Below are 23,282 nucleotides of genomic sequence, written 5' to 3' on the forward strand. Positions count from 1 at the left end.
CGGAGGCGTCAGCCGCGGGCCGGCCGCGCGCCGGCCCGCGGCGCCGCCGCGCTCTCGCGCACCACGAGCCGCGTCGGCACGATGCGGTCACCCGAGGGCTCGCGCCCGTCGAGCATCTCGAGCAGCACCTGCATGGAGCGGCGGCCGATCTCGGTGAAGTCCTGGTGCACGGTCGTCAGCGGCGGCCAGAAGGAGCTCGACTCCTCGGTGTCGTCGAAGCCCACCACGCTGATGTCGCGCGGCACGTCGCGGCCGAGCTCGTGCAGCGCGTGCATGATCCCGAGCGCCATCTGGTCGTTCGCGGCGACGATGCCCGTGATGTCGGCGCGCTGCCCGAGCTCCGTGCCGATGCGGTAGCCCGACGCCGTGGTCCAGTCGCCCTGCGCCGGATCCTCGGGGGCGAGCCCCGCGTCGAGCATGGTCGCGCGCCACTCGGCCGCCCGCCTCGCCGCGGAGTAGGAGGTGGACGGCCCGGCGACGTGCACGATCGCGGTGTGCCCGAGATCCAGCAGGTGCTGGGTCACGAGCCGCGTGCCCTGCTCCTGGTCGGTGTCGACGACGACGAACGGGTCGCCCGCGTCGGAGTCGATGATCACGACGGGCAGCCCCACGGGGATGATCACGTCGGCCCGGTCGAGCATGTGCGCCTCGATGATGATCACGACCCCGTCGACCGCCTCCTCCTGCAGCCGGCTGAACGCCCCGGCCACCTCGCCCTCGGTCGGATGCGGCACCGGCATGAGCGTGATCGTGTACCCGGCGCCGGACGCGGCCGTGACGATCGCGTCGAGCGTGCGCATGTTCCCGAGCGTGGAGAGCGTGAACATGATGATGCCGATGCTGCGGAAGCGGCCGGTCTTCAGGGCCCGCGCGGCGCTGTTCGGCCGGTAGCCGAGCTCGGCCATCGCGTCCATCACCCGCTGCCGGGTCGAGGCCTCCACGTTCTGCGCGCCGTTGGACACCCGCGACACCGTCTGGGCGGACACGCCGGCGTGCGCGGCGACGTCGGCCATCGACACGGTGCGGCCGCCCGGCGCGCGCCGGCCGCCCGACTTGACGGCCGACGGTGGAGATGTCATGGTTGCGAGCATCACAGATGTTTGCGCAAACACCCAATCCTCACGAGGTGGGTGACAGCCCACCCCCCATGGGCTAGGAGCGCCGCGATCCCCCGACGAAGTGGAAGCACATGACGACGATGTCGACCTCGGCCGCCCGGCCGACGGCGCCCGACGCGGCCCGCCCCAGCGGTCCCCCGATGCGACGCGATCGGCGACGCTGGACCGGGCTGGGCTTCGTCGCCCCGTTCCTCGTGGTCTTCCTCGTCGTCCTCATCGCACCGGTCGGCTACTCCATCTACCTCAGCCCGTTCCAGGAGCGGATGATCGGCGGCAACTCGTTCGTCGGCATCGCCAACTACACGCAGGCGCTCGACGACCCGAACTTCTGGGACGCGCTCGGCCGTGTCGCGCTGTTCCTCGTGGTGCAGGTGCCGATCATGCTGTTCATCGCCCTGTTCGCGGCGCTGGCCCTCGACTCGGCGCGGCTGCACTTCACCGCGTTCTTCCGCATCTCGATCTTCCTGCCCTACGCCGTCCCCGCGGTCGTCGCGGCGCTCATGTGGGGCTTCATCTACGGCAACCGCTTCGGCCTCGTCGGGAACATCGAGCAGGCCACCGGCTGGGACCTGCCCGACCTGCTCTCGCAGAGCTGGATCCTCGCGTCGATCGGCAACATCGTCACGTGGGAGTTCGTCGGCTACAACATGCTGCTGTTCTACGCGGCCCTCCGCGTCATCTCGCCCGACCTCTACGAGGCCGCCGAGCTCGACGGCGCAGGTCCCTTCCGCATCATCACGGGCATCAAGCTCCCCGCCATCCGCGGCGCGCTCGTCATCGGCGTGATCTTCTCCATCATCGGCAGCTTCCAGCTCTTCAACGAGCCGAACATCCTGCAGACGCTGGCGCCGAACGCGATCAGCTCGTACTTCACCCCGAACATGTACGCGTACAACCTGTCCTTCGCGGGACAGCAGTTCAACTACTCCGCCGCCATCGCGATCATCATGGGCGTCCTGACGATGGTGGTCGCCTACGTGGTGCAGCTCGTCGGCACCCGGAAGGACAGCTGACCGTGTCGACCCTCACCGGAACCCCCCTCGCCGCGCCCGACGCCGGCACCCCCGTCCGCGACGCCCCGGCGGACAAGACGCCCAAGCGCCGCAAGAGCGCCGGCGCCCCCCGCGAGCGCCGCAGCATCGTGCTCACGCTCGTCATGGCGCTGCTGCTCATCTACTCCGTGCTCCCCCTGTTCTGGCTCCTGGTCAACTCGACCAAGACGCAGGACGCGCTGTTCAGCTCGTTCGGCCTCTGGTTCTCGGGCGACTTCGCGCTGTGGGACAACATCCAGGGCGTGCTGACCTACGGCAACGGCGAGTTCGTCCGCTGGCTCGGCAACACGCTGATCTACGTGGTCGTCGGCGCGGGCGGCGCGACGCTGCTCGCCACCCTCGCGGGCTACGGCCTGGCGAAGTTCGACTTCCCCGGCAAGAAGATCGTGTTCGCGGTCGTGCTCGGCGCCGTCGCGATCCCCGGCACGGCCCTCGCGGTGCCGACCTTCCTGCTCTTCAGCCAGATGGGCCTCACGAACACCCCGTGGGCGATCATCCTGCCGTCGCTCATCAGCCCCTTCGGGCTGTACCTCATCTGGACCTACGCGGTCGACTCGGTGCCCGAGGAGATCCTCGAGGCGGCCCGGATCGACGGGTCGAGCGAGATCCGCACCTTCTTCACGATCAGCCTGCGGCTCCTCAGCCCCGGCCTCATCACGGTGCTGCTGTTCTCGATCGTCGCGACCTGGAACAACTACTTCCTCCCGCTGATCATGCTGAGCGACTCCCGCTGGTACCCCCTCACCGTGGGGCTCAACCAGTGGAACGCGCAGTCCACCACCGTGGGCGGCCAGCCGATCTACAACCTCGTCATCACGGGATCGTTCCTCGCGATCATCCCCATCGTGATCGCGTTCCTCTTCCTCCAGCGCTACTGGCAGTCCGGCCTCTCGGCCGGCGGCGTCAAGGCGTAGTCCCCGACCCACCCCGCACGACCCTCACCACCACGAAGAAGTGAAAGGCACCACCATGTCCATCTCGTTCCCCCGCCGGGCGAAGCGCGCCATCGCGCTCGGCCTCGGCATCGTCCTCGCGGGCTCGCTCGCGGCGTGCTCGTCCGGATCGGGCGGCGCCAGCGCCGACTCCGCCTCCGCCGACGACCTCGCGAAGGCCCTCGACACGCAGTCCTCCATCACCGTCTGGGGCTGGGCCCCCGCGATCAAGCCGATCGCCGAGGCGTTCGAGAAGGAGCACCCGAAGATCACGGTCGACGTGCAGAACGTCGGCACCGGCGCCGACCAGTACACGAAGCTCCAGAACGCCATCAAGGCGGGCAAGGGCGCTCCCGACGTGGCGCAGATCGAGTACTTCGCGATCCCGCAGTTCGCGCTCGGCAAGTCCCTCGCCGACCTCTCGGGCTACGGCTACACGGACCTCAAGGACCAGTTCACGGCGTCCACCTGGAACGCGGTCACCGAGGGCGACGCCCTCTACGCGCTGCCGCAGGACTCGGGCCCCATGGCGATGTTCTACCGCCAGGACATCTTCGACAAGTACCAGATCGCCGTCCCCACCACGTGGGACGAGTACGTGGCCGCCGCGGAGAAGATGCACGCCGCCGACCCGAACCAGTACATCACCAGCGACTCCGGCGACGCCGGCTTCACCACGAGCATGATCTGGCAGGCCGGCGGCCACCCCTACAAGGTCGACGGCGACAAGGTCACGATCGACATGCAGGACGCGGGCGCCAAGAAGTACACGGCCATGTGGAACCAGCTCGTCGCCAACGGCTCGCTCGCCCAGACCCCCGGCTGGACCGACGAGTGGTTCCGGGGCCTCGGCGACGGATCCATCGCGACGCTGATCACCGGCGCCTGGATGCCCGGCAACCTCGAGGCGCAGGCCACCGCGGGCTCCGGCCAGTGGCGCGTCGCCCCCATGCCGCAGTACACCGCGGGTGACACCGCGACCGCGGAGAGCGGCGGATCCTCCATCGCCGTCATGCAGCAGTCGACCAACAAGCTCGTCGCGGCGGAGTTCGCGAAGTTCACCACCGCGAACGAGGAGGGTCGCAAGATCTCCTTCGACGCCGGCGGCTTCCCCTCCACCACCGCGGATCTGAACAGCCCCGAGTTCCTGGGCGAGACCCCCGAGTACTTCGGCGGCCAGAAGATCAACGAGGTGCTCAGCGCGGCGTCGAAGGACGTCGTCCCGGACTGGCAGTACCTGCCCTTCCAGGTCTACACGAACAGCATCTTCAGCGACTCGGCCTCGTCGGCGTACGCCAACGGCACCTCGCTCGACCCCGTCCTCGAGGCGTGGGGCAAGGCGGCTGCCGAGTACGGCAAGCAGCAGGGCTTCACCGTCGACGTGAAGTAGCGACCAGCACGACCTGGACGACCCGAGGGGAGGTGCGACGCGAGTCGCGCCTCCCCTCTCCCCTGCCACCCGCACTCCTGAGGACACGACACATGCCCGGCCTCCCCGCCACCAGCACCCGCTTCCGCATCGGCGCCGACGACTTCGAGCTCGACGGCCGCCCGCACCGCGTCATCGCCGGCGCGCTCCACTACTTCCGCGTGCACCCCGACCAGTGGGCCGACCGGATCCGCAAGGCGCGCCTGATGGGGCTCGACACCATCGAGACGTACGTCGCCTGGAACGCGCACTCGCCCGAGCGCGGCGCGTTCGACACGAGCGCCGGGCTGGACCTCGGCCGCTTCCTCGACCTGGTGCACGCGGAGGGCATGCACGCGATCGTGCGGCCCGGCCCGTACATCTGCGCCGAGTGGGACGGCGGCGGGCTGCCCGGCTGGCTGTTCGAGGATCCCGCGGTGGGCGTCCGCCGCAGCGAGCCGCTGTACCTGGCCGCCGTCGACGAGTTCCTCCGCCGCGTGTACGAGATCGTCGCGCCGCGGCAGATCGACCACGGCGGGCCCGTGATCCTCGTGCAGATCGAGAACGAGTACGGCGCCTACGGCGACGACGCCGACTACCTCCGCCACCTCGTCGACCTCACGCGCGAGTCCGGCATCATCGTGCCGCTCACGACCGTCGACCAGCCGACCGACGAGATGCTCTCCCGCGGCAGCCTCGACGAGCTGCACCGCACGGGATCCTTCGGCTCGCGCGCCACCGAGCGCCTCGCGACCCTGCGCCGCCACCAGCCCACCGGCCCGCTCATGTGCAGCGAGTTCTGGGACGGCTGGTTCGACCACTGGGGCGAGCACCACCACACGACCTCGGCCGTGGACGCCGCCGCCGAGCTCGACGCGCTGCTCGCCGCGGGCGCGAGCGTGAACATCTACATGTTCCACGGCGGCACGAACTTCGGCTTCACGAACGGCGCCAACCACAAGGGCACCTACCAGTCGCACGTCACCTCGTACGACTACGACGCCCCGCTCGACGAGACCGGATCCCCCACAGCGAAGTTCTTCGCCTTCCGCGACGTGATCGCGCGCTACCGGACCGTGCCCGACGAGGTGCCCGCGGCGCGCGGTGACGCGCCCGCGTTCGAGGTCGCGTTCGACGCGGCCGTGCCGCTCGCGGACCTCGTGGCGGATCCCGCGGGCTGGCGCGCGACGGACGCCGTGCCGTCGATGGACCAGCTCGGCGTCTTCCGCGGGTTCGCGCTGCACCGGGTGGAGCTGCCGGAGTCGACGCGCACGCGTGTGCTCGCGTTCGGCGAGGTGCGCGACCGGGCCGTCGTGTCGGTGGACGGCGTGCGCGTCGGCGTGATCCAGCGCGACCAGCACGAGACGGCCATCGCGGTGCCGCCCGGCCGGATCCTCGAGGTGCTCGTGGAGGACCAGGGGCGCGTGAACTACGGCGTGCGGATCGGCGAGGCGAAGGGGCTGATCGGGCCCGCGACGCTCGACGGCGCCGAGCTCACCGGGTGGGAGAGCCTGCCGCTCGAGCTGGGCGCGATGGCGGCGGCGGTATCCTCGGCCGCGTCGTTCGCCGTGGCCTCCGGCGCGGAGCCGGTCGCCTTCCTCGACGGCCCGGTGCTCGCGCACGCGTCCTTCGAGATGGACGCACCCGCCGACCTCTTCCTCGACACGCGCTCGTGGGGCAAGGGCGTCGCGTTCGTCAACGGCTTCGCGCTCGGCCGCTACTGGACCCGCGGGCCGCAGCACACGCTCTACGTGCCGGGGGCGCAGCTGCGCGCGGGCCGCAACGACCTGGTCGTGTTCGAGACGGGCGCGGCGGCGGATCCGGTCGTGGCGTTCCTGGCGCAGCCGGAGCTGGGGCACCTGGAGTCGTGATCCGCGCCTCCGTGTGAGGGACGGGGGAAGTGGGTACGGGCCGGGTGGGCGCGCGAGCGCCATCCGCCCGCGCATCCCCGCGGGCCGCCGACCCCGCGAGGAGACCCGTGACCACCGACACCGCACTCGACATCGACGGCCTCATCGACCCCGCGGATGCCGAGGCCGGACCCGGGACGCTGCGGATCACGGATCCGCGTGACGGCTCGGTCGTCGGCGACATCGACGCGTCCACGCCCGACGAGGTCGACGCCGCGGTGCGCCGGTCGATCGCCGCGTCCGCCGCGTGGGCCGCGATGCCGCCCGCGCAGCGCGGCCAGGCCGTGCGCCGGGCGGCCCACGCGCTCGCCGAGCACGCGGAGGAGCTCGCGGAGCTCAACGTCCGCGAGACCGGCAAGCCGCACGGCGACGCGCTGGGGGGCGTCGGCGCGGGCGTCGACACGCTGCTGCAGTACTCCGAGCTCGGGCCCGTGCACCGCGGGCGGTCACTCCTCGGCACGCTCCCGAACGTCGACTTCTCGGTGCCGCGGCCGCGCGGAGTCACGGTCGCGCTCACGCCGTGGAACGATCCCGTCGCGGTCGCCGCGGGGATCATCGGCGCCGCGCTCGTGATGGGCAACACCGTGGTCCACAAGCCCAGCGAGCGCTGCCCGCACACCGGGGAGCTGCTCGGCCGGATCCTCGCCGAGGCCCTGCCCGACGGCGTGCTCGTCTCCGTGGTCGGCGGCGGCGACGTCGGCGACCGGCTGGTCGCGCACGAGGACACGCGCGTGGTCGCGCACGTCGGATCCACCGCAGCAGGCGAGGCCATCGCGCGCCGCGCCGCCGGGACGCCCACCCACGTCATCCGCGAGAACGGCGGCAACGACCCGCTGCTCGTCGACGCCGGCGTGGATCCCGCGTGGGCCGCCGCGCAGGCCGCCCTCGGATCCTTCGCCAACGCCGGCCAGATCTGCACCTCGGTCGAGCGGATCTACGTGCACCGCGACATCGCCGACCGCTTCACCGCCGCGCTCGTCGCGGAGGCCGAGCGCTGGAACTCCTCCGGCGACCTCGGCCCGCTGGTCGACGGGCGCATGCGCGACGCCGTGCACGAGCAGGTCGCGGAGGCGCTCACCGAGGGCGCCCGCGCGCTCGTCGGCGGGCACGTGCCCGACGGCCCCGGATCCCGCTACCCGGCCACCGTGCTCGTCGACTGCACCGACGACATGACCGTGATGACAGCCGAGACGTTCGGCCCGGTCGCGGCCGTGCGCGTGGTCACCGACTTCGACGAGGCGCTCGCCCGCGCATCCGACGACCGCTACGGGCTCGCCGCGAGCGTGCTCACGGCATCGATGGAGCACGCGCAGCGCGCCGCCGCCGAGCTGCCCGTCGGCACGATCAAGGTCAACGGCGTCTTCGGCGGCGCACCCGGCGGCGCCGCCCAGCCCCGCGGCCGCAGCGGATCCGGCTTCGGCTACGGCCCCGAGCTGCTCGACGAGATGAGCACCACGACCGTCGTGCACCTCGGGCTGCCGGTGCTCGACGCGGGCGCGGTCACCCCGGCCGAGGACGCCTCCGGTTCCGTGAGCATCGACGCGGGCGACGCGCGATGACCAGCGAGCTGCGCGGGATCATCGGCCTCCTCGCCGAGCGCCGGCCGACGGTCACGGTCATCGGCGACGTCATCCTCGACGAGTGGTGGCGCGGCCACAGCGACCGCATGACCCGCGAGGCGCCGGCGCCCGTCGTCGACGTGACCGAGCGGATCCAGTCGCTCGGCGGCGCCGCGAACACGGCCGTGAACCTCGCGAGCCTCGGCGGCACCGTGCGGATGGTCGGCCTCGTCGGCCAGGACGCCGCGGGCGACCGCGTGCGTGACCTGCTGCTGGCAGCCGGCGTCGACGTGTCCGGCCTCGTGCACTCGCCGCGCCTGCGCACCACCACCAAGACGCGCATCGTGGGCGACGACCAGGTGATCGTGCGGGTCGACGACGTGCACCGCGGATCCGTGCACCGCGACGACGCGCGCGCCCTCGCCCGCGCCGCCCTCGAGGCGACCGCGGGCGTCGACGCCGAGATCGTCTCCGACTACGGCACCGGCACGCTGCACGGCGTGGTGCTCGAGTCGCTCGCCGCGCGCGCGAGCCGGCCCGGCCTCACGGTGGTCGACGCGCACGATCCCGCCATCTGGGCACCGCTCCGCCCCGACCTCATCACCCCGAACGCGGGCGAGGCCGGGCGCCTCGTCGACCGGCCGCTCGCGCGCGACGAGGACCGGGCCGCGGTCGTCGCGTCGCTCGCCGACGCCGTGCTCGCCGCCGCCGGATCCGCGACCGCCGTCGTCACGCTCGACCGCGACGGCACCGTCGTGCTCGGGGCGGGCGAGCCGTACCGCACGCGCGCGCACCCGGTGCCCGAGAAGCAGGCGTCGGGCGCGGGCGACACGTTCGTCGCCGCCCTGACGCTCGCGCGCGCCGTGGGCCTCCCGCTCCCGGTCGCCGCCGACTTCGCGCAGGCCGCGGCCGACGTGGTCGTGCGCCTCCCCGGCACCTCCGTCTGCTCCGCCACGACCCTCGCCGACCACCTCGGCGAGACGCGCTCGCGCACCGTCTCGCAGGCCGAGCTCGTGGACCTCGTGGCGGGCGAGCGCGCCGCGGGCCGCCGGATCGTCTTCACCAACGGCTGCTTCGACGTGCTGCACCGCGGCCACACCACGTACCTCCGCCAGGCCAAGCGCCTCGGCGACGTGCTCGTGGTCGCGCTCAACAGCGACGACTCGGTGCGGCGGCTGAAGGGATCCGACCGGCCGGTGAATACGGCCGAGGACCGCGCGGGCGTGCTGGCCGAGCTCTCCTGCGTCGACGTGATCACCGTGTTCGACACCGACACCCCCATCCCGCTGCTCGAGGCGGTGCGGCCCGACGTCTACGCGAAGGGCGGCGACTACACGCCCGAGATGCTCGACGAGACCGCGGTCGTGCGCGCGTACGGCGGCGAGGTGTCGATCCTCGGGTACGTGCCGTCGCAGTCGACGAGCTCGATGGTGGACCGGATCCGCGCGTCGGCGCCCGACCCCGGCTTCTCTCGGCCGGCGGGGACCGCCACCTCGGCGCCCGCGCAGCCCGCCGCACCTGCGGATCCTGACGGCTCCCCGTAGATCGCGCCGGTCCCCCTCCTCACTGCTCGACCTCGGGAGTCGACTCGACGGGCAGGCGACGCAGCCCGCATCCACCGACGAGAGGACACCCCGTGGCCATCAACCCCATCGAGCTCCAGAAGCACCTCAGCGGCCTCGACTACCCGGCGTCGAAGGACGCGATCGTGACGAAGGCGGAGGAGTCGGGCGCCGACTCCGACACCCTCGACGCGCTCCGCGGCATCGCCGACAAGGAGTACGACGCGCCCACCGCGATCAACCAGGCGGTCTCCGACGCGAGCTGATCCACGCCGCGCGACGCGACGGCCCCGGCTCTCCTCGGAGAGCCGGGGCCGTTCGGTTGTGTGCGGTCGCTACTTCTCCGTCCTGATGCCCTTGAAGCTCCCGCCGGTCTTCTTGGCCTCCAGGAACCTGCCGGTGGAGGTGTCGCGCTTGATCCAGGTCCCGCTCGCGCCCCTGACCTGAGAACGTCCCGTCACGGCTCCCTGACGGGTTCCCCGTCCCGTGTTCTTCGCCATCATGACTCCTTCGACATCGGTGCGTTCATCCTAGGCACGAGGCAGCACCCCGAGGTAGAGACCTACGGCGACTCCCAGTTGGGATAGGAGTGCCAGGAACAGCAGCCCCGAGGACACGAACCTCAGCCGCGAACCCAGCGTCGAAGGCTCGCGTGCCAGGAGCACGGAGGCCGCCAAGGCCGACGGACCGACGATCAGCGCGAGGTCCTTGAGCTGCGTCGGCGCCTCGTGGACGAGGGCGAGGGTGAGCAGTGCGAGCAGGACGAAGGCGAGGTAGGGAATGACCTGCAACCTCCGGAGGAACGCGAGACGGAACGTCAGTCGGATTCTGTAATCCCTGTCAGGGTCATGCGCGTACACCGCTCGGCTCTGCCCGTCCTCGCGGGATTGGAATGCCCCGTAGGCGTACGCCTTCGACGCGATCTGTCGTGCCGCGAAGTGGGAGATCCTCACGTTGGGGTCCGTGACCCGGAAGGTGAAGTGGTTCGTCTGGGCATCCGCGATGACCAACTTCTGCGAACCCGATCCTCGCAGGAGGGAGAGGCGGAGATCGCGGCGCTCGGAGTACTTGATCAGGAAGGGTTCGTCGAGCGGGACGCGCATGCCGACGATCAAGTCGAAGTCATTCCCGTAGTCGGCGAGGCTCACCAGGAGGTCGACTGCTTCGTCAGGCGTCTCGTCATCAGCGCGCTCCTCGGCATGCTCCAGCATCGCCCGGTACTCGCCGAGCACGGCCGTTGCGTCCGCCTCCGTGCTCACGACGCCGTTCGCGAAGAGCTCCGGGAGGACGATCGCGGGATTCTCCGGGGCCGAGTACCTGTCGAAGGCGTCCACGCGGGGGCGCAGGATCTCACGACAGGCCTCGCCGATGGCGCGCCACTGAGCGACGGCCTCGTGCGAAGGACGGTTGTCCAGACCCACGTCGAGGTATTCCTCGAGGTCGGCGACCCGTCCCTCCGCGAACCACTCCCCGGTGAAGCCCAAGATCGCGGTGATCAATTCGAGGAGTCCATCGGAGACCTCGTGGCCGCACGCGTGCGAGAGCGTCGCGATGTAGAGAGCCTGCCGGCGGCCGATCTCGACGCGCGGCAGCAGCCATGCTTCTCCGAGAGGTCCTTCGATGTCGAAGTCCACGAGGGGGCCGCGAGGGACAGGCGCGACGTTAATCGCCACGAGCGCATGCGTGTCGCCCCCGTCGACGAACTCTGCCAGCAGCGACCGGAGAGGTGCCGCCTGCAGCGACCTGCGCCGCAGACAGGAGGTCGCCGAATCGACGAGGATCTCCTCAACGACCCTCGTACGCCATTCCAACGGCCGTGAGAGGAGCACGACCGTGGCCTCCGGAACGTCGATGAGGTTTCGATCATGTGCCATCAGAGGCTCCACTTCGTCTCTCCATGACGCGTCTCCGTGAGGCGGGACGCGGATCTGCATGAGGTCGAGAAGTCATGCGACGAGCACGTGCTTCCTCGGCAGCTCGGCCGCGACGGCCGCGAGCGCGTCGTCGAGGCTTCCGAACCAGTCACACAAGCCCGGCACCGGCCGCATCCGCATGAGCTCGACCCGGCCGCCGCGCCGTTGCGCGTACGCGATGAGCCGGGTGGCGTCGGAGGCGGCGATGCGCGCGTCGCACACCCGCCACTCGGTCGGGCTGAGCGCGACCACCTCGAGCCGTGCGTCGATGCTTGCCATGGATCCCCATCCCCGCGGGAAGACCTCCCCCCGCCTGCACGACGCTAGGGGCGACGCCCGACACGGCCGCGCGCCGGGGCGCCGACAGTGCAGAGCCCGACGGCGGCGCATCTCGGGAGGAGGGGCGCGGCCCGCCGCGCGGTCAGGGCCGGTACTGCTGCGGCTTCTCGAACCCCATCGGGTCGCCGTTCGCCGGGTTCTGGCCGTCGCCGACCATGCGGATCTTGCCGAGCACGTGGATCACGCGCGCGAGGACGCGGCCGAGGATGCGGAGGACGGTCATGTCCCGACCGTATCGGCGCGGTCGGCGCGCGGGAAGGCGCCGGGCAGGATGGGGGCATGGACCACATCGACCCGCGCCGCCTCGCCGCCGTGCTCGCCGACGCCGAGATGCGGGCCGCGTACGCCCGCGTCGTGCTCGGGTCCGACCTCGACGACGCCCTCGCGCACCTCTCCCCCGCGCGCCGCACGAAGGCCGCACGGGCGCTCACCGGCTCGGGGCTGGTGGTGGTCGCGGAGGACGGCACCGCGTCCGCGACCGACGCCGTCTTCCGCGCGATCCTCGCCCAGCAGCCCGCGACGCCGCCCGCCCAGGGCGTCGAGCGCTTCCTCCGCGACGGCCGCATCGCGCAGTGGCCCGCGAGCCCCACCGACCTCGACGAACTGTTGCGGCACGTCGTCGCGCAGGTGCTGGACCCCGACGAGGTGCTCGACGAGAAGGCCCTCACGGAGCGCCTCCTGCGGCTCACCGACGACCACGCGCTACTCCGCCGCCACCTCGTGGACGCGGGGCTCGTGCTGCGGACCCGCTCGGGATCCGAGTACGCGAGGGCGACGACGGACGAGCCGGACTAGCGCCCGCGGTCGACGCGCGCTGGTCCGGCTCGCCCTGGCGTCGTCCGACCTGCGCGCGCGATCCCCGGCAGCACCCGCGCCTGCGGCACCTCAGCAGCCGGACCCGACCGCGTCGGCACCAGCGGCCCGCCCCGCGTCGCCCGTGACATGTCCGTCTCCAGGGTCGGCCCCGCCTTCACTTCCGCTTGCTCCGCCGACGTCCGATACACCCGGTACCACGACACAGCGGGAGACTCTTCCGCCACCATCCGCGCATTCGCCTCCGGCCGCGACCGACCGTCCGGCCCATCGAACACGTTGCGCGCGAAGTCCGACGGCACCCACCTACCGCCGAGCCCTTCGCCCCGTCGAGCCGCCTCGTTGCCGTCCAGCCACCTCTGCCGGATCCGCGCCTCGGACACCTCGAACGGCACCTCCACATCCACCACCTGCACGTCGTACCCCGCCGCCTCCAACTGCGCCGAGATCCTCCGCGCCTTGTCCGCCGAACCCAATACCGTGTCGATCACCACGTTGTCGCCGGCCCGGATCGACTCGAAGCTCGAGCGCTTCGCCAGATACGACGACTCCTCGTGGACGAGCGAGGCCAGTTCCAACGGCTGCTGGATCGCTCCGATCTGCGGATGATCACGTACTGCGCCGGGCACGATGTCGGAGTCGTAAGTACCGTCACGAATGGCCTCCGGCAGAAGAGACTCCGTGAAATTGTCGGCATCGATGATGAGGAAATGACGCTCTCGTTCCCCCAGGAGCTGTTTCCGTGCGTAGCCCTTGCCCGCGCCCGGTGGTCCCGCCATCGAGATCGCGCGCCGCTCTTGCTTCAGGTCGGGTACCGCCGACCTCGCGTCCGAGATCAGGCGTTCATGCAATTCGTCACGAATCGCGGTCGGGCCTGCACTGTCCCACCAGATGGGGTTGTTGATCGTCGCGGTTGGGGCATCCGGGCTGAGCGGCCCGCCCGTTCGGGAGAGCTCCCGCAACGCCACCAGCCTGCTCTCGTCGGCGTGGCTGAACACGAGTCAGCTGTTCCCGAGACGACGCGATCGGACTTCGCCGTAATCGAGCACGTCGATGTATCCGTCCCACCGCGCCTGAGACACTTCCGACCAGGTGCCCGGCAGATCCACGGTGAGGTCGTCCCCGGGGGTCGTCGTGTCGAGCGGCACGTACGGATACCGCGCCAACTCATCCACCAGCCGCTCCCGATCCAGCAGCCCCGCCGCGTACCGCTCGCAGATCTCGTACGGCAACGCCCCCGAGAACCCCTCCAGCGGCAGGCTGACCTCGCGCGCAGCACGCAACAGCGCGAGGTCCTCGGGCTTGAACACGCGCAGCTCCCGCGCCAGCTGCTCCTCGGAACGCCCGGCATCCAGAACACGCCGCACCTCCCGCAGGTAGTCCAGCTCCGCCAGACGGAAACGCAACAACGCCGACGCCGCCGGAGCGACCTCCTCGGGAACATCTCCTGCACTCATGAACCGATCACCTTCCTCGTCATCTGCCTCTCCCTCCACGGGCCGCGTCGGCCGACCTGGCCGGCCCGACCGCCCGCGTGATCCCCGGCAGCACCCGCGACCCGAACTCGCTCGGCACCCACCGGCCCCCGAGTCCCTCGCCCCGCTCGGCCCGCTCGTTCCCCTCACGCCACCGCTTCTGGATCCGCTCCTCCGACACCTCCCGCGGCACCTCCACGTCCACCACCTGCACGTCGTACCCGGCCCGCTCCAGCTCGCCCATGATCTGCCGCGCCTTCGTGTCGGAGCTCAGGACCGTGTCGATGATGACGTTCTTCCCCGATCGGATCGCCTCCGTCCTCTGCCTGTCGGCGAGGTCAGCCGATTCCGCGTGCACGAGCGAAGAGAGCTCCATCGGGTGGAACCGCTCGCCGGCCGCCTCGCTCTCTCGAACAGCAGCGGGTTTGATCCACGACTCGTAGCTGCCATCCGCGACCGCCTCGCGCAACAGGCGGGTCTTGAACTCGTCGGCATCGACGACCAGGAAGCTCTTGGACGCATCGCCCAACAGGTCTTCCCGGATCGAGGTCTTGCCCGCACCCGGCGGACCCGCCTGCACGATCGCCCGGCGCTCCGATCGCAGTTCAGGGACCTCCTCCACCGAGTCACGCAGCAGCCGCTCGTGCAAGGCCTTGCGGCTACTCGTGTAGCCATCTCGCCCATGCCAGCGGGGATTCTTCTTGGATGAGGTCGGTGCATCCCATGCGACGGGACCCCCCTCGCCGGAGAAGCTCCTCAGCGCATCGAGGCGAGTGGAGCCGTCCTCGTCAGACACCGGCCTCGTCCTGGCCATTGCGGCGGTCGAACACCTCGCCGTAGATGTCGATGCCGATCAGGTCATTGCCGCTGGCCCTCTCCACATCCGCCCATGTCCCCGGCGGGTTGACGACGAGATTGTCATACCCATCCACCTGGTCGCGCGGAACGTACGGGAACCGCACCAGCTCATCCACCAGCCGATCGCGATCCAGCATCCCCACCGAATACCGCTCGCAGATCTCATAGGGCGTCGCCCCCGAGAACCCCGCGACCAGCACCGGCACCTCCCGGGCCGCGGCGATGCGATCCAGGTCAGCAGGCTGGAACACCGCCAGATCCTGGGTCAGCTTCGCCGCGTCGTACCCGGAATCCAGGAGCCGACGCACCTCCCGCAGGTAATCCAGCTCCACCAGCCGCAGCACGCGCAACGCACGCTCCGCCGGGCGCACCTCCACCGGCGCATCGAACAGACCCATCACATCCTCCTCAACCACATCGTTTGAATCCCACCACCGCGCGCGGCGTCGCACGCGCGCCTATCAACTCGGGTCGCCGTGACGACGCTCGAACGCCTCCTCGTAGACCGCGTCGTCGACGAGTCCCGCTGCCGCAGCCCGCGAGACATCGGCCCACGTGCCCGGTTGGTTCACCACCAGGTCGTCGTAGCCGTCCGGGAGGGCTCGCGGCACATACGGATACCGCGCCAGCTCATCCACCAACCGCTCCCGGTCGATCAGCCCCGCCGCGTACCGCTCGCAGATCTCCATCGGCAGCGCACCCGAGAACCCCTCCAGCGGCAGGCTCACCTCGCGCGCCGCACGGAGCCTGGCCAGATCCTCGGGACGGAACACCCGCAATTGCCGGGCCAGCTCCTCCTCGGAACGCCCGGCATCCAGAACACGCCGCACCTCCCGCAGGTAGTCCAGCTCCGCCAGACGGAACCGCAGCAGCGCCAGCGCCGCCGGCACGACCTCCTCGGGAACATCCCCTGCACTCATGAATCGATCACCTTCCTCGTCATCTGCCTCTCCCTCCACGGCCCGCGCCGGCCGACCTGGCCGGCCCGACCGCTCGAGTGATCCCCGGCAGCACCCGCGCCTGCGGCGCCTCGGCTGCCGAACCGGACCGCGTCGGCACCAACGGTCCGCCCCGCGTCGCCCGCGACATGTCCGTCACCAGAACCGCCGGCGCACGCGGATCCTCCCGCTCCTGCTCCGCCGTCTTCCGGTACACCCGATACCGCGACACCGCCGGCGACTCCTCCGCCACCATCCGCGCATTCGCCTCCGGCCGCGAACTCCCGTCCGGCTGCCCGTACACCCAGGCCCCGAACTCGCTCGGCACCCACCGACCCCCGAGCCCGTCGCCCTTGTCCGCGCGCTCGTTGCCCTCCTGCCACCGCGTCCGGATCCGCTCCTCCGACACCTCCCGCGGCACCTCCACATCCATCACCTGGACGTCGTACCCGGCCCGCTCCAGCTCGCCCATGATCTGCCGCGCCTTCGTGTCCGACGACAGGACGGTGTCGATGACGACGTTCTTGCCCCCTCTCAGGGCACGGGCCCTCTGCTCGTCCGCGAGGTAGGAGGACTCCGCGTGGACGAGCGAGGACAGCTCCATCGGGTGGAACCGCTCCCCCGCCGCCTCGAGCTCCCGCACCGCGGCGGGCTTGATCCACGACTCATAGCTCTTGTCCGCGATCGCCTGCTTCAGTAGCCGCTTCTTGAACTCATCAGCGTCGATGACGAGGAAGCCCGTGGCCGCATCCCCCAGCGCGCGCTCTCGCGTCGAGGTCTTCCCGGCGCCGGGCGGCCCCGCCAGCACGACCGCCCGTTTGTCAGCCCCCAGCTCCGGCACCGAAGCCTCAGCATCCGACAGCAGGCGCTCGTGCATGACAGCGCGTGCAGCCGTCGGCCGGCCGGCCCGGTACCACGCAGGGTTGGCTGTCGACGCGCTCGGGGCGTCCAGCCCCAGCGGACCATCATCCCGAGAGAGCTGACGCAGCCTCGTCAGGTGATCGATGTCGCCCTCGGACTGCATCCTTCAGTCGCCCGACGTGTCGACGCGATCGAAGACTTCGCCATACACCTCTATGTCGATCAGCTTCTCGCCGAGAGCCAGCGACAGGTCGTTCCACGTTCCGGGGGGATTCACCACGAGGTCATCCCACCCCTCCGGCTTGTCCAACGGCACATACGGGAACCGCGTGAGCTCGTCCACCAGCTGCTCCCGATCGAGATGTCCCACCGCGTACCGCTCGCAGATCTCCAACGGCGTCGCCCCGGAGAACCCCTCGACGGGCATCGTCACGTCGCGGGCTCCGTCGAGCCGCCGCAGGTCATTCCCGCCGAAGAGACGGAGGTCCTTCGCCAACTCGTCACGGTCGGCTCCGCCATCCAGCAGTCGTCGGACCTCCCGCTGCAGATCGAGCTCCGCCAACCGCCAGCGCACCACCGCCCGCACAGCCGACTCTCGCTCCGCGGGTGCGTTCCATATCCCCATCAATTCCTCCTCATAGAAGTGCCCCGCATCGGAGGCGAGGCGGAGATTCGCCTGCCGACGTCGACGCCAATGTGCTGCGCACGGCGAAACGAGCCGATCACGCTGCCAGTCCTCCGGAGCCGGATCCGGATCCGGGAAGCAGCCAGGCTAGGCCACCCGCCGACGCCGAGGTCGCCGAGGCCGCCGGGCCGCACCGCGCACGTCAGCTCGCCGCGCGATCGCCCTTCGGCACGAAGTCGGCCCGCTGGTTGCTCGTCTCCTCGAGCAGACGGCGGATCGCCGCCTTCTCGATCAGCCAGCGGCCGCCGGGGCGCATGGCCGGGATCACGCCGTCGCGCAGCCACCCGAGGATCGCCGGCCGGCTCTTCTGGAACAGCTCCATGAGGTCGCGATGCGTGAGGTGGTCCGGGTAGGCGTCGAGCGGATGCGGGTACGGCTCGTGCGGCGGCACCGGCACGGTCGACGTCGACTCGAGCCACTCCCGCACCTCGGAGCGGAAGGCGATCCACGAGTGCGAGACGCGGTAGCCGGGGATGATGCCCTTCGCGAACCAGAGGCTCACGGTCGTCTGCCCGATCTGCAGGATCCGCTGCAGGTCCGCCGACCGCAGGGTCGCCGGCAGCGTGTCCCAGGTGTCGTCGTCTGCCATGCGCGGGTGCTGCTCCGGTCGGATCGAGGGCGGGATGCTCGAATTTACCCGCCTGGGCAATTATCGTCGGTCCACCCGGGTGCATCGCAACCCGGCCCGCCTCATTCGGACGCATGCCGGCACTCCCCGCCGCAGAGCGTCACGCCGAACGCGGCGAAGAACTTCTCGGGATCCACGTAGCCGCTCACCGGCGCCCCCTGCGTCTGCGACTGCGGGAGCCCGCTGACACGCGGGTCGGTCGACCCGGCGACGTCGATCCGGATGTCGAGGTGGCACCCCGTGGACGGGCCGTTCGAGCCGACCTTGCCGATCTCCTGGCCGGGGGTCACGGTGTCGCCGACGTGGACCTCCATGTCCGGCTCGTACATGTGCAGGTAGCTGATCGTGTAGCCCGCGGCCGACCGGATCGACACCGTGTAGCCGCCCGCCGTCGTCACGCTGCCGGCCTGCGCGGCGAGCACGGGCGATCCGCACGAGTAGCCGCTCCGCCCGGAGGACGTCCCGGTCTCCCGCGTCTGGTAGTCGTTCGCCGGGTGCCAGGAGGAGGCGCCCGCGGTCGGGCTCTCGCGCGGCCCGTACCCGGAGGTCTGGTCGAAGGGCGCCTTCAGCGGGAGCACGGTGCCGCCGGCGGAGCAGCCGCCGACGGGCGCGGGCATGACCGAGGGATCCGGCGTCCCGGACGCGGCAGGGGTCGCCGCCGGAGCGGAGGCCGCCGCCCCCGACAGCTGCGCGACCACGTCCTCGGCCGGCTGCTGGAACTTCCGGTAGTGGTAGGGATCCGCATTGATCTGGACCGCGTGGATCGCGAGGGTCGGCTCGAGCGTCTGCCACCCATCCACGGTCTGCAGCCGCTGGAGGAACAGCTTCGCGCTCGACGTCGGATCCATCCGCTCCTGCACCGAGCCCCACGACGACTGCTGCTGGAAGAGCCCGATCGAGTCGGCGATGGATCCGTCCGGGTTCACCGCATCGTCGCCGTAGTCGATGGCGCGCAGCGACGACTCGCCCATCGCCGCCATGACCCCGAGCACCTGCGCCTGCCGGGAGAGGCCGAGCCCGGCGGCGGCGTCCATGATCGCGGCGGCGTTGTCGAGCTGGTCGCCCGAGTAGCCGTCGACGGGCGTGCGCGGCCCGGTCGACGAGGACGCCGCGCCCTGCGTCGTGCAGGCGGACGCGTCGTCGCCGCCGAAGCCGAACAGCACCAGGAAGACGATCATCCCCATCAGCGCCGCGGGCGTGCCGATGAGGATCAGGACCCCCTTGCCGCCGCCGTTCACTTGTCGCGGACGGCCTGGATCTCGTCCGCCAGCCACGGAGCCGTGGTCGCGGAGCGGACGAGCGCGACGTCGTAGTCGCCGTCGTCCGTGGGCACGCGCACGATGAGCGCGTAGGCGGTCGGCGCCGGCATGACCGTGCCGGCGCCCGTGACCGCGTGGGCCGTGAGCTTCGAGGGGATCGTGGGCACGAACGCCACCGCGCCCTGCTGCGACAGGAGCGGCGTCATCTGCCGCTCCCACTCGGCCTCGGTGATGCCCGGCTGCGCGTACGTGCGCATGACCTTGTCCGCCGCGGTGAGCGCCGCCGCCTGCGATGCCGCGTCGGCCACCGGTTCGGGCTCCGCGGCGGCGCCGTCGTCCGTCGCGCCCGGAGAGGACGTACCGGAGCCCCCGCCGGTCGTGCCGTCCGCCGTCACGGCACCGGACGAGGGGGCGGGATCCACGGGGCTCCCGTCGTCGTGCACGGTGACGCTCGCGCATCCGGCGGCCCCGAGCGCGAGGGCGGCGGCGAGCGCCACGGCACCCGCCGCGCGGACGACGCCCGACCGCGCTGCGCCGGCTCGCATCAGAGGCCCCGGGCCACGGCCGCCCCCGCGCGGAGCCAGGCCCGCTGCGTGGACGCCCGGAGCGCGCCGTAGTTGAGGACGTCCGCGCCGAGCGCCGGGTCGTAGGGCACCGTGACCACGTCGCGGGCGAGGGGCGCGAAGCCGTCGGAGATCTTCGCGAGCTCGGCGGGGGCCAGGTCGTGCTTGTGCGCGCTGACCACCACGACCGCGCGCTCCGCGAGGTCGGCGAAGTGGCCGCCGCGCTCCGCGAGCCCCTCGATGAGGAGCGCCGCCGACTCCGCCGCCTTGGCTTCGCCGATGGTCGGCACCACGATCTGGTCCGCCCGCTCGATGGCCCGCAGCCACATCGGGTCGGTCTCGTCGTTGCCCGAGTCGATGAGCACCAGCCGGTAGAACTTGGCGGCGACCGCGTGGATGAGATCCACCGTGGTGTCGTCGAACCGCTGCTGGGTGGCGAGCACCTCGGGCTTCGACCGCAGCACGTCGTAGCGGTCGCGGGTCTGGTGGTGGACGAAGTGCGCGAGGTCGGCGGACTGCGCGCCCGTGCCGAGGAGCCGGTCGACCTGCGGCAGGAGGTCGAGGATGCTCGCGTCGTGCGGCCCCTGCTCCGTGCTCCAGCCGAGGGTGCCGCGCGTCTGGTTGTTGTCCCAGGCGAGGACGCCCGCGCCGCCGTGCCGCGCGAAGACGGACGACAGGCAGATGGTGGTCATGGTCTTGCCGACGCCGCCCTTGCCGTTGACGACCGCGACGGTGCGGGGGCCGGGCCAGTGCTGGCTGACGAGGCGGGTCCACTCGCGCTCGCGACGCTCGTCCTCGGACGGCGACATGCGGATCCCGAGCCGCGTGAGGGTGCCGCGCATGCCCTGCGTGGCCGGCTCCTCCACCTCCTCGCGCGTGAGGAAGGACTGTCGGGCGGCGCGGCGGGTGAGCGGCGGATCCGCGACGGCGACCGGGGCGGGCGCGACCGCGGCGGGGATGGTCGGCGCGGGGGCACCGGCCGCGGGCGACGCAGCGGGGACGGCGGCCACCGGCGCCGCGGGGGCGACGGGCGCCGCGGCTCCCGCATGCGAGGCGGCGGTCGGCGGCACGACCGCGGGCGCCGCGATCGCGTCCGCGCGGTCGAGCTCGCTGAGCGCCTCGACCGTGCCGTCCGGCCCGACGGCGAGCGCCTGGGATCCGAAGCGGTCGCGCGTCGTGAGGCGCACCGCCCGCTGCATCTGCTCGGCGATGCCGCGCACGCTCATCACGATGCCGCGGCGGATGTCGTCCTCCGCCGCCTCCGCGAACGGCGTCGCGACGCCGTTGACGGTGAGCACCCCGGTGGCGAGCCCGTCAGCCGTGGGCGTGATGGTGGCGTCGATGCGGGGGAAGGCGGGCACGGTCGGGGCGTCGGTCATCTGCGGCTCTCGGTGAGGGGGCGTCGTGCGGGTCGTTCGGGTCGAGATGCCGGGCGCCCCATGTGGAGAGCCGGCCCGCTCGAGCGGTCGTGCCCGCCAGGATCGACGACGGCGAGACAGTCTCACGGAAAATGCGAGCAGGATCAAGCACTTGCGTCTGCGCAAGCACTTTGGCAGCATCACCGTGCAGCAACGTGTCACATCCCCCGCCCGGTGGATCACGCGTGCGGCGAGCACGAGACCCGACGGGTGGATGGGCGAGGGATGAGCGACAGCGGCAATCCGTGGGTGATCGGCGCGCCCGCGGTCGTGGACACCCCCGCGTCCGACGCACCGCCCCTCACCCGCCGCGAGCGGCTCCGCGGCCCCCGCGCCCCGCAGCCGGCCACCGTCTCCGCGCCCGCGGCGTCGGACCGCCTGCCCCTGCGGCGCGTGGACGGCACAGCCGAGCTGTGGTGGGTCGGCGCCCACGGCGGCGCCGGCGAGACCACCCTCGCGCGCCTCGCCGCCGGATCCCGCGCCGCCGACCACGCCTGGCCCGCGCCGCCTGCCGGATCCCCCGCCTCGCGCGTGGTCGTGGTCGCCCGCACCGACCACTCCGGCCTCGTCGCCGCGCAACGCGTCGCCCGCGAGTGGGCATCGGGCCAGGTCGCCGGCCTCGTCGACCTGGTCGGCCTCGTGCTCGTGGCGGATGCGCCGGGCCGCCGCCCCAAGGAGCTCCGCCAGCTCGAGCAGCTCGTCGCCGGCGGCTACCCGCGCGCGTGGACCCTGCCGTGGATCGACGCGTGGCGCCTCGGCCCCGCGGATCCCGCCGACATGGGCCGCGAGCACCAGCGGCTCCTCGCCGACCTGCAGCTCACCGCTTCCCCCCGCTGATCCCCCTTCCACGAGAGGTCCACCGCATGTCCCCCACGCTCCTCGCGCTCGACGCCGTCCACCAGGCGTCCGCGCACATCCACCACGCCCTCGACGCCGTCGCGATCGACGTGCCCGACGGCCAGGCGTCGGCCCCCAGCGACTGGACCGACAAGTTCAGCCGCATCATCGGCATCGCCAAGTGGGTGCTCCTGCCCCTCGCGGTGCTCTCCCTCATCGCCACCGGCGCGATGCTCTTCCGCAACAACCGGCACGAGGGCGGCGAGATCCAGGAGCGCCTCATCAAGATCGGCTTCGGCCTCTTCCTCGGCCTCGGCGCCGCGTCGCTCGTGAGCTTCGTCATCGCGTAGCGCGACCCCCGCCTCCCCACACGCGCCGCCCGCTCCCCCGAGAGGATCCTCATGAGCACCCCCGCCACGCCCTTCCACAAGCGCCCGCTCTGGATCGCCATCGCGGCCTTCCTCGCCCTCGTCCTCGTGGGCGGCGGCATCGCGGCGGCGAGTGGAGCGTTCTCGGGCGGCGGGACGCCGGCCGCGGCGCCGACGAGCGACGCGGCTGCCGCCGAGCCGGAGACGCCCGCCTCGCCGAGTGCGTCCGCGCTGCCCGACGGCGCCGCGTCCGTGTGCGGCCTCCCGGGATACGAGGAGACGAGCTCGCTCGCCACCGCTCCGAAGACGACGTGGAAGCTCGTCGGGACGGTCGCGGTCCCGGATGACCCGCAGGGTGCCGGCCCGGGGATCACGGGCTCGAACGGCATCCGCTCCTGCTACGCCCACACGGCGACGGGCGCCCTGTACGCCGTCGCCAACTACCTCGGGCAGGCCACCGACGCACGACTGATCAGCCACATCGCCGAGCTGGTGGCTCCGGGGCCGGGCAAGGACGCGGCCGCTGCCGCGGCAGCCGCAGGGGCGTCGTCGAGTGTCCGCCTCCAGATCGCCGGCTTCAAGATCGAGTCGTACTCTCCCTCGGAGACGACCGTCGACGTCGTCGCCACGGTCACCGACAAGGGCAACGCTCTCGTGAGCATGCCGATGATCCTGAAGTGGGTCGACGGCGACTGGAAGTTCGAGCTCACGGACAAGGGCACCCTCCCCCTCGACTCGTCGCAGCTCCAGAGCCTCGGCGGATACATCCCGTGGGCCGGGGCGTGA

Annotated in this window: 27 protein-coding genes; 11 read left to right on the forward strand and 16 right to left on the reverse strand. The window is 71.6% G+C overall.

Annotated elements, in window-relative coordinates; translation table 11 throughout:
* Nucleotides 1-8 precede the first annotated feature (8 nt).
* Nucleotides 9-1,079, reverse strand: a complete 1,071-nt coding sequence (locus tag ITJ40_RS10990; protein WP_228512340.1) for a LacI family DNA-binding transcriptional regulator — start codon at nucleotides 1,077-1,079, stop codon at nucleotides 9-11.
* A gap of 110 nt (nucleotides 1,080-1,189) precedes the next feature.
* Between ITJ40_RS10990 and ITJ40_RS10995 the strand changes: the two genes are divergently transcribed.
* The 7 genes from ITJ40_RS10995 to ITJ40_RS11025 all read left to right on the forward strand — a co-directional run bounded on the left by ITJ40_RS10995 (nucleotide 1,190) and on the right by ITJ40_RS11025 (nucleotide 9,807).
* Nucleotides 1,190-2,131 carry a carbohydrate ABC transporter permease gene (locus tag ITJ40_RS10995; protein ID WP_194667113.1) on the forward strand — a complete coding sequence of 314 codons (942 nt, stop codon included), beginning with the start codon at nucleotides 1,190-1,192 and terminating at the stop codon, nucleotides 2,129-2,131.
* A 2-nt stretch (nucleotides 2,132-2,133) separates the two neighbouring features.
* Nucleotides 2,134-3,084: a carbohydrate ABC transporter permease gene (locus ITJ40_RS11000; RefSeq protein WP_194634763.1), complete on the forward strand. Its 951-nt coding sequence runs from the start codon at nucleotides 2,134-2,136 to the stop codon at nucleotides 3,082-3,084.
* Nucleotides 3,085-3,139: 55 nt separating this feature from the next.
* Nucleotides 3,140-4,492, forward strand: a complete 1,353-nt coding sequence (locus ITJ40_RS11005) for a sugar ABC transporter substrate-binding protein (protein ID WP_194667114.1) — start codon at nucleotides 3,140-3,142, stop codon at nucleotides 4,490-4,492.
* Nucleotides 4,493-4,584: 92 nt separating this feature from the next.
* A complete protein-coding gene (locus ITJ40_RS11010; protein ID WP_194667115.1) occupies nucleotides 4,585-6,381 on the forward strand; it encodes a beta-galactosidase family protein in 1,797 nt (598 codons plus the stop codon).
* A gap of 107 nt (nucleotides 6,382-6,488) precedes the next feature.
* Nucleotides 6,489-7,979 (forward strand): aldehyde dehydrogenase family protein, encoded by a 1,491-nt coding sequence (locus tag ITJ40_RS11015; RefSeq protein WP_194667116.1) that lies wholly within the window; start codon nucleotides 6,489-6,491, stop codon nucleotides 7,977-7,979.
* Nucleotides 7,976-9,523 (forward strand): D-glycero-beta-D-manno-heptose 1-phosphate adenylyltransferase, encoded by a 1,548-nt coding sequence (gene rfaE2, locus ITJ40_RS11020; protein ID WP_194667117.1) that lies wholly within the window; start codon nucleotides 7,976-7,978, stop codon nucleotides 9,521-9,523. The genes ITJ40_RS11015 and rfaE2 overlap by 4 nt, the downstream gene beginning before the upstream one ends.
* Nucleotides 9,524-9,615: 92 nt before the next feature.
* Entirely contained in the window at nucleotides 9,616-9,807 is a 192-nt protein-coding gene (locus ITJ40_RS11025; protein WP_194667118.1) for a DUF2795 domain-containing protein, read from the forward strand.
* Nucleotides 9,808-9,876: 69 nt separating this feature from the next.
* Here the strand turns inward: ITJ40_RS11025 and ITJ40_RS11030 are convergent, their stop codons facing one another.
* The 4 genes from ITJ40_RS11030 to ITJ40_RS11045 all read right to left on the reverse strand — a co-directional run bounded on the left by ITJ40_RS11030 (nucleotide 9,877) and on the right by ITJ40_RS11045 (nucleotide 12,016).
* A complete protein-coding gene (locus tag ITJ40_RS11030; RefSeq protein ID WP_194667119.1) occupies nucleotides 9,877-10,041 on the reverse strand; it encodes a hypothetical protein in 165 nt (54 codons plus the stop codon).
* A gap of 30 nt (nucleotides 10,042-10,071) precedes the next feature.
* Nucleotides 10,072-11,415 carry a hypothetical protein gene (locus ITJ40_RS11035; protein WP_228512341.1) on the reverse strand — a complete coding sequence of 448 codons (1,344 nt, stop codon included), beginning with the start codon at nucleotides 11,413-11,415 and terminating at the stop codon, nucleotides 10,072-10,074.
* A 72-nt stretch (nucleotides 11,416-11,487) separates the two neighbouring features.
* Nucleotides 11,488-11,733: a hypothetical protein gene (locus ITJ40_RS11040; protein WP_194667121.1), complete on the reverse strand. Its 246-nt coding sequence runs from the start codon at nucleotides 11,731-11,733 to the stop codon at nucleotides 11,488-11,490.
* Between the two features lie 142 nt (nucleotides 11,734-11,875).
* Nucleotides 11,876-12,016, reverse strand: a complete 141-nt coding sequence (locus tag ITJ40_RS11045; protein WP_194667122.1) for a hypothetical protein — start codon at nucleotides 12,014-12,016, stop codon at nucleotides 11,876-11,878.
* Nucleotides 12,017-12,072: 56 nt separating this feature from the next.
* Between ITJ40_RS11045 and ITJ40_RS11050 the strand changes: the two genes are divergently transcribed.
* A complete protein-coding gene (locus tag ITJ40_RS11050) occupies nucleotides 12,073-12,588 on the forward strand; it encodes a DUF2087 domain-containing protein (RefSeq protein WP_194667123.1) in 516 nt (171 codons plus the stop codon).
* Here the strand turns inward: ITJ40_RS11050 and ITJ40_RS11055 are convergent.
* The 11 genes from ITJ40_RS11055 to ITJ40_RS11105 form a co-directional block, all read right to left on the reverse strand.
* The gene (locus ITJ40_RS11055; protein WP_370532037.1) at nucleotides 12,585-13,604 is read right to left on the reverse strand and encodes a zeta toxin family protein; all 1,020 of its coding nucleotides are present in this window, start codon (nucleotides 13,602-13,604) and stop codon (nucleotides 12,585-12,587) included. The two genes, ITJ40_RS11050 and ITJ40_RS11055, sit on opposite strands and share 4 nt — an antisense overlap.
* Nucleotides 13,605-13,607: 3 nt before the next feature.
* Nucleotides 13,608-14,063, reverse strand: a complete 456-nt coding sequence (locus ITJ40_RS11060; RefSeq protein ID WP_194667124.1) for a hypothetical protein — start codon at nucleotides 14,061-14,063, stop codon at nucleotides 13,608-13,610.
* Between the two features lie 19 nt (nucleotides 14,064-14,082).
* Entirely contained in the window at nucleotides 14,083-14,877 is a 795-nt protein-coding gene (locus tag ITJ40_RS11065) for a zeta toxin family protein (protein WP_370532038.1), read from the reverse strand.
* The gene (locus ITJ40_RS11070; protein WP_194667125.1) at nucleotides 14,870-15,337 is read right to left on the reverse strand and encodes a hypothetical protein; all 468 of its coding nucleotides are present in this window, start codon (nucleotides 15,335-15,337) and stop codon (nucleotides 14,870-14,872) included. The genes ITJ40_RS11065 and ITJ40_RS11070 overlap by 8 nt, the downstream gene beginning before the upstream one ends.
* Nucleotides 15,338-15,400: 63 nt before the next feature.
* Nucleotides 15,401-15,859: a hypothetical protein gene (locus tag ITJ40_RS11075; RefSeq protein ID WP_194667126.1), complete on the reverse strand. Its 459-nt coding sequence runs from the start codon at nucleotides 15,857-15,859 to the stop codon at nucleotides 15,401-15,403.
* Between the two features lie 19 nt (nucleotides 15,860-15,878).
* Nucleotides 15,879-16,754 carry a zeta toxin family protein gene (locus ITJ40_RS11080; protein WP_228512343.1) on the reverse strand — a complete coding sequence of 292 codons (876 nt, stop codon included), beginning with the start codon at nucleotides 16,752-16,754 and terminating at the stop codon, nucleotides 15,879-15,881.
* A gap of 150 nt (nucleotides 16,755-16,904) precedes the next feature.
* Nucleotides 16,905-17,363, reverse strand: coding sequence for a hypothetical protein (locus ITJ40_RS11085; RefSeq protein WP_194667128.1), 459 nt, complete (start codon nucleotides 17,361-17,363; stop codon nucleotides 16,905-16,907).
* A 202-nt stretch (nucleotides 17,364-17,565) separates the two neighbouring features.
* Nucleotides 17,566-18,012, reverse strand: a complete 447-nt coding sequence (locus ITJ40_RS11090; protein WP_228512344.1) for a helix-turn-helix domain-containing protein — start codon at nucleotides 18,010-18,012, stop codon at nucleotides 17,566-17,568.
* Nucleotides 18,013-18,113: 101 nt separating this feature from the next.
* Entirely contained in the window at nucleotides 18,114-19,289 is a 1,176-nt protein-coding gene (locus ITJ40_RS11095) for a M23 family metallopeptidase (RefSeq protein WP_194667130.1), read from the reverse strand.
* A complete protein-coding gene (locus ITJ40_RS11100) occupies nucleotides 19,286-19,855 on the reverse strand; it encodes a hypothetical protein (RefSeq protein ID WP_194667131.1) in 570 nt (189 codons plus the stop codon). The genes ITJ40_RS11095 and ITJ40_RS11100 overlap by 4 nt, the downstream gene beginning before the upstream one ends.
* Nucleotides 19,855-21,252, reverse strand: coding sequence for an AAA family ATPase (locus tag ITJ40_RS11105; RefSeq protein WP_194667132.1), 1,398 nt, complete (start codon nucleotides 21,250-21,252; stop codon nucleotides 19,855-19,857). Before ITJ40_RS11105 ends, ITJ40_RS11100 begins: the two co-directional genes overlap by 1 nt.
* Nucleotides 21,253-21,516: 264 nt before the next feature.
* Between ITJ40_RS11105 and ITJ40_RS11110 the strand changes: the two genes are divergently transcribed.
* The 3 genes from ITJ40_RS11110 to ITJ40_RS11120 are packed head-to-tail and all read left to right on the forward strand — an operon-like array spanning nucleotide 21,517 to nucleotide 23,282.
* Nucleotides 21,517-22,128, forward strand: coding sequence for a DUF6668 family protein (locus ITJ40_RS11110; protein ID WP_194667133.1), 612 nt, complete (start codon nucleotides 21,517-21,519; stop codon nucleotides 22,126-22,128).
* A gap of 26 nt (nucleotides 22,129-22,154) precedes the next feature.
* Complete coding sequence (locus tag ITJ40_RS11115) at nucleotides 22,155-22,478, forward strand: hypothetical protein (RefSeq protein ID WP_194667134.1); 324 nt, start codon at nucleotides 22,155-22,157, stop codon at nucleotides 22,476-22,478.
* A gap of 51 nt (nucleotides 22,479-22,529) precedes the next feature.
* Nucleotides 22,530-23,282: a hypothetical protein gene (locus ITJ40_RS11120; RefSeq protein ID WP_194667135.1), complete on the forward strand. Its 753-nt coding sequence runs from the start codon at nucleotides 22,530-22,532 to the stop codon at nucleotides 23,280-23,282.

Source organism: Clavibacter sp. VKM Ac-2872, from assembly GCF_015351105.1.
Classification (GTDB): Bacteria; Actinomycetota; Actinomycetes; order Actinomycetales; family Microbacteriaceae; genus Clavibacter.

Coding starts and splice junctions, on each gene's coding strand:
- ITJ40_RS10990 (WP_228512340.1), bottom strand. CDS start 1,079: ATGACATCTCCACCGTCGGCCGTCAAGTCGGGCGGCCGGCGCGCGCCG.
- ITJ40_RS10995 (WP_194667113.1), top strand. CDS start 1,190: ATGACGACGATGTCGACCTCGGCCGCCCGGCCGACGGCGCCCGACGCG.
- ITJ40_RS11005 (WP_194667114.1), top strand. CDS start 3,140: ATGTCCATCTCGTTCCCCCGCCGGGCGAAGCGCGCCATCGCGCTCGGC.
- ITJ40_RS11010 (WP_194667115.1), top strand. CDS start 4,585: ATGCCCGGCCTCCCCGCCACCAGCACCCGCTTCCGCATCGGCGCCGAC.
- rfaE2 (WP_194667117.1), top strand. CDS start 7,976: ATGACCAGCGAGCTGCGCGGGATCATCGGCCTCCTCGCCGAGCGCCGG.
- ITJ40_RS11030 (WP_194667119.1), bottom strand. CDS start 10,041: ATGGCGAAGAACACGGGACGGGGAACCCGTCAGGGAGCCGTGACGGGA.
- ITJ40_RS11035 (WP_228512341.1), bottom strand. CDS start 11,415: ATGGCACATGATCGAAACCTCATCGACGTTCCGGAGGCCACGGTCGTG.
- ITJ40_RS11040 (WP_194667121.1), bottom strand. CDS start 11,733: ATGGCAAGCATCGACGCACGGCTCGAGGTGGTCGCGCTCAGCCCGACC.
- ITJ40_RS11045 (WP_194667122.1), bottom strand. CDS start 12,016: ATGACCGTCCTCCGCATCCTCGGCCGCGTCCTCGCGCGCGTGATCCAC.
- ITJ40_RS11050 (WP_194667123.1), top strand. CDS start 12,073: ATGGACCACATCGACCCGCGCCGCCTCGCCGCCGTGCTCGCCGACGCC.
- ITJ40_RS11060 (WP_194667124.1), bottom strand. CDS start 14,063: ATGAGTGCAGGAGATGTTCCCGAGGAGGTCGCTCCGGCGGCGTCGGCG.
- ITJ40_RS11070 (WP_194667125.1), bottom strand. CDS start 15,337: ATGGGTCTGTTCGATGCGCCGGTGGAGGTGCGCCCGGCGGAGCGTGCG.
- ITJ40_RS11075 (WP_194667126.1), bottom strand. CDS start 15,859: ATGAGTGCAGGGGATGTTCCCGAGGAGGTCGTGCCGGCGGCGCTGGCG.
- ITJ40_RS11080 (WP_228512343.1), bottom strand. CDS start 16,754: ATGCACGAGCGCCTGCTGTCGGATGCTGAGGCTTCGGTGCCGGAGCTG.
- ITJ40_RS11085 (WP_194667128.1), bottom strand. CDS start 17,363: ATGGGGATATGGAACGCACCCGCGGAGCGAGAGTCGGCTGTGCGGGCG.
- ITJ40_RS11090 (WP_228512344.1), bottom strand. CDS start 18,012: ATGGCAGACGACGACACCTGGGACACGCTGCCGGCGACCCTGCGGTCG.
- ITJ40_RS11100 (WP_194667131.1), bottom strand. CDS start 19,855: ATGCGAGCCGGCGCAGCGCGGTCGGGCGTCGTCCGCGCGGCGGGTGCC.
- ITJ40_RS11105 (WP_194667132.1), bottom strand. CDS start 21,252: ATGACCGACGCCCCGACCGTGCCCGCCTTCCCCCGCATCGACGCCACC.
- ITJ40_RS11110 (WP_194667133.1), top strand. CDS start 21,517: ATGAGCGACAGCGGCAATCCGTGGGTGATCGGCGCGCCCGCGGTCGTG.
- ITJ40_RS11115 (WP_194667134.1), top strand. CDS start 22,155: ATGTCCCCCACGCTCCTCGCGCTCGACGCCGTCCACCAGGCGTCCGCG.
- ITJ40_RS11120 (WP_194667135.1), top strand. CDS start 22,530: ATGAGCACCCCCGCCACGCCCTTCCACAAGCGCCCGCTCTGGATCGCC.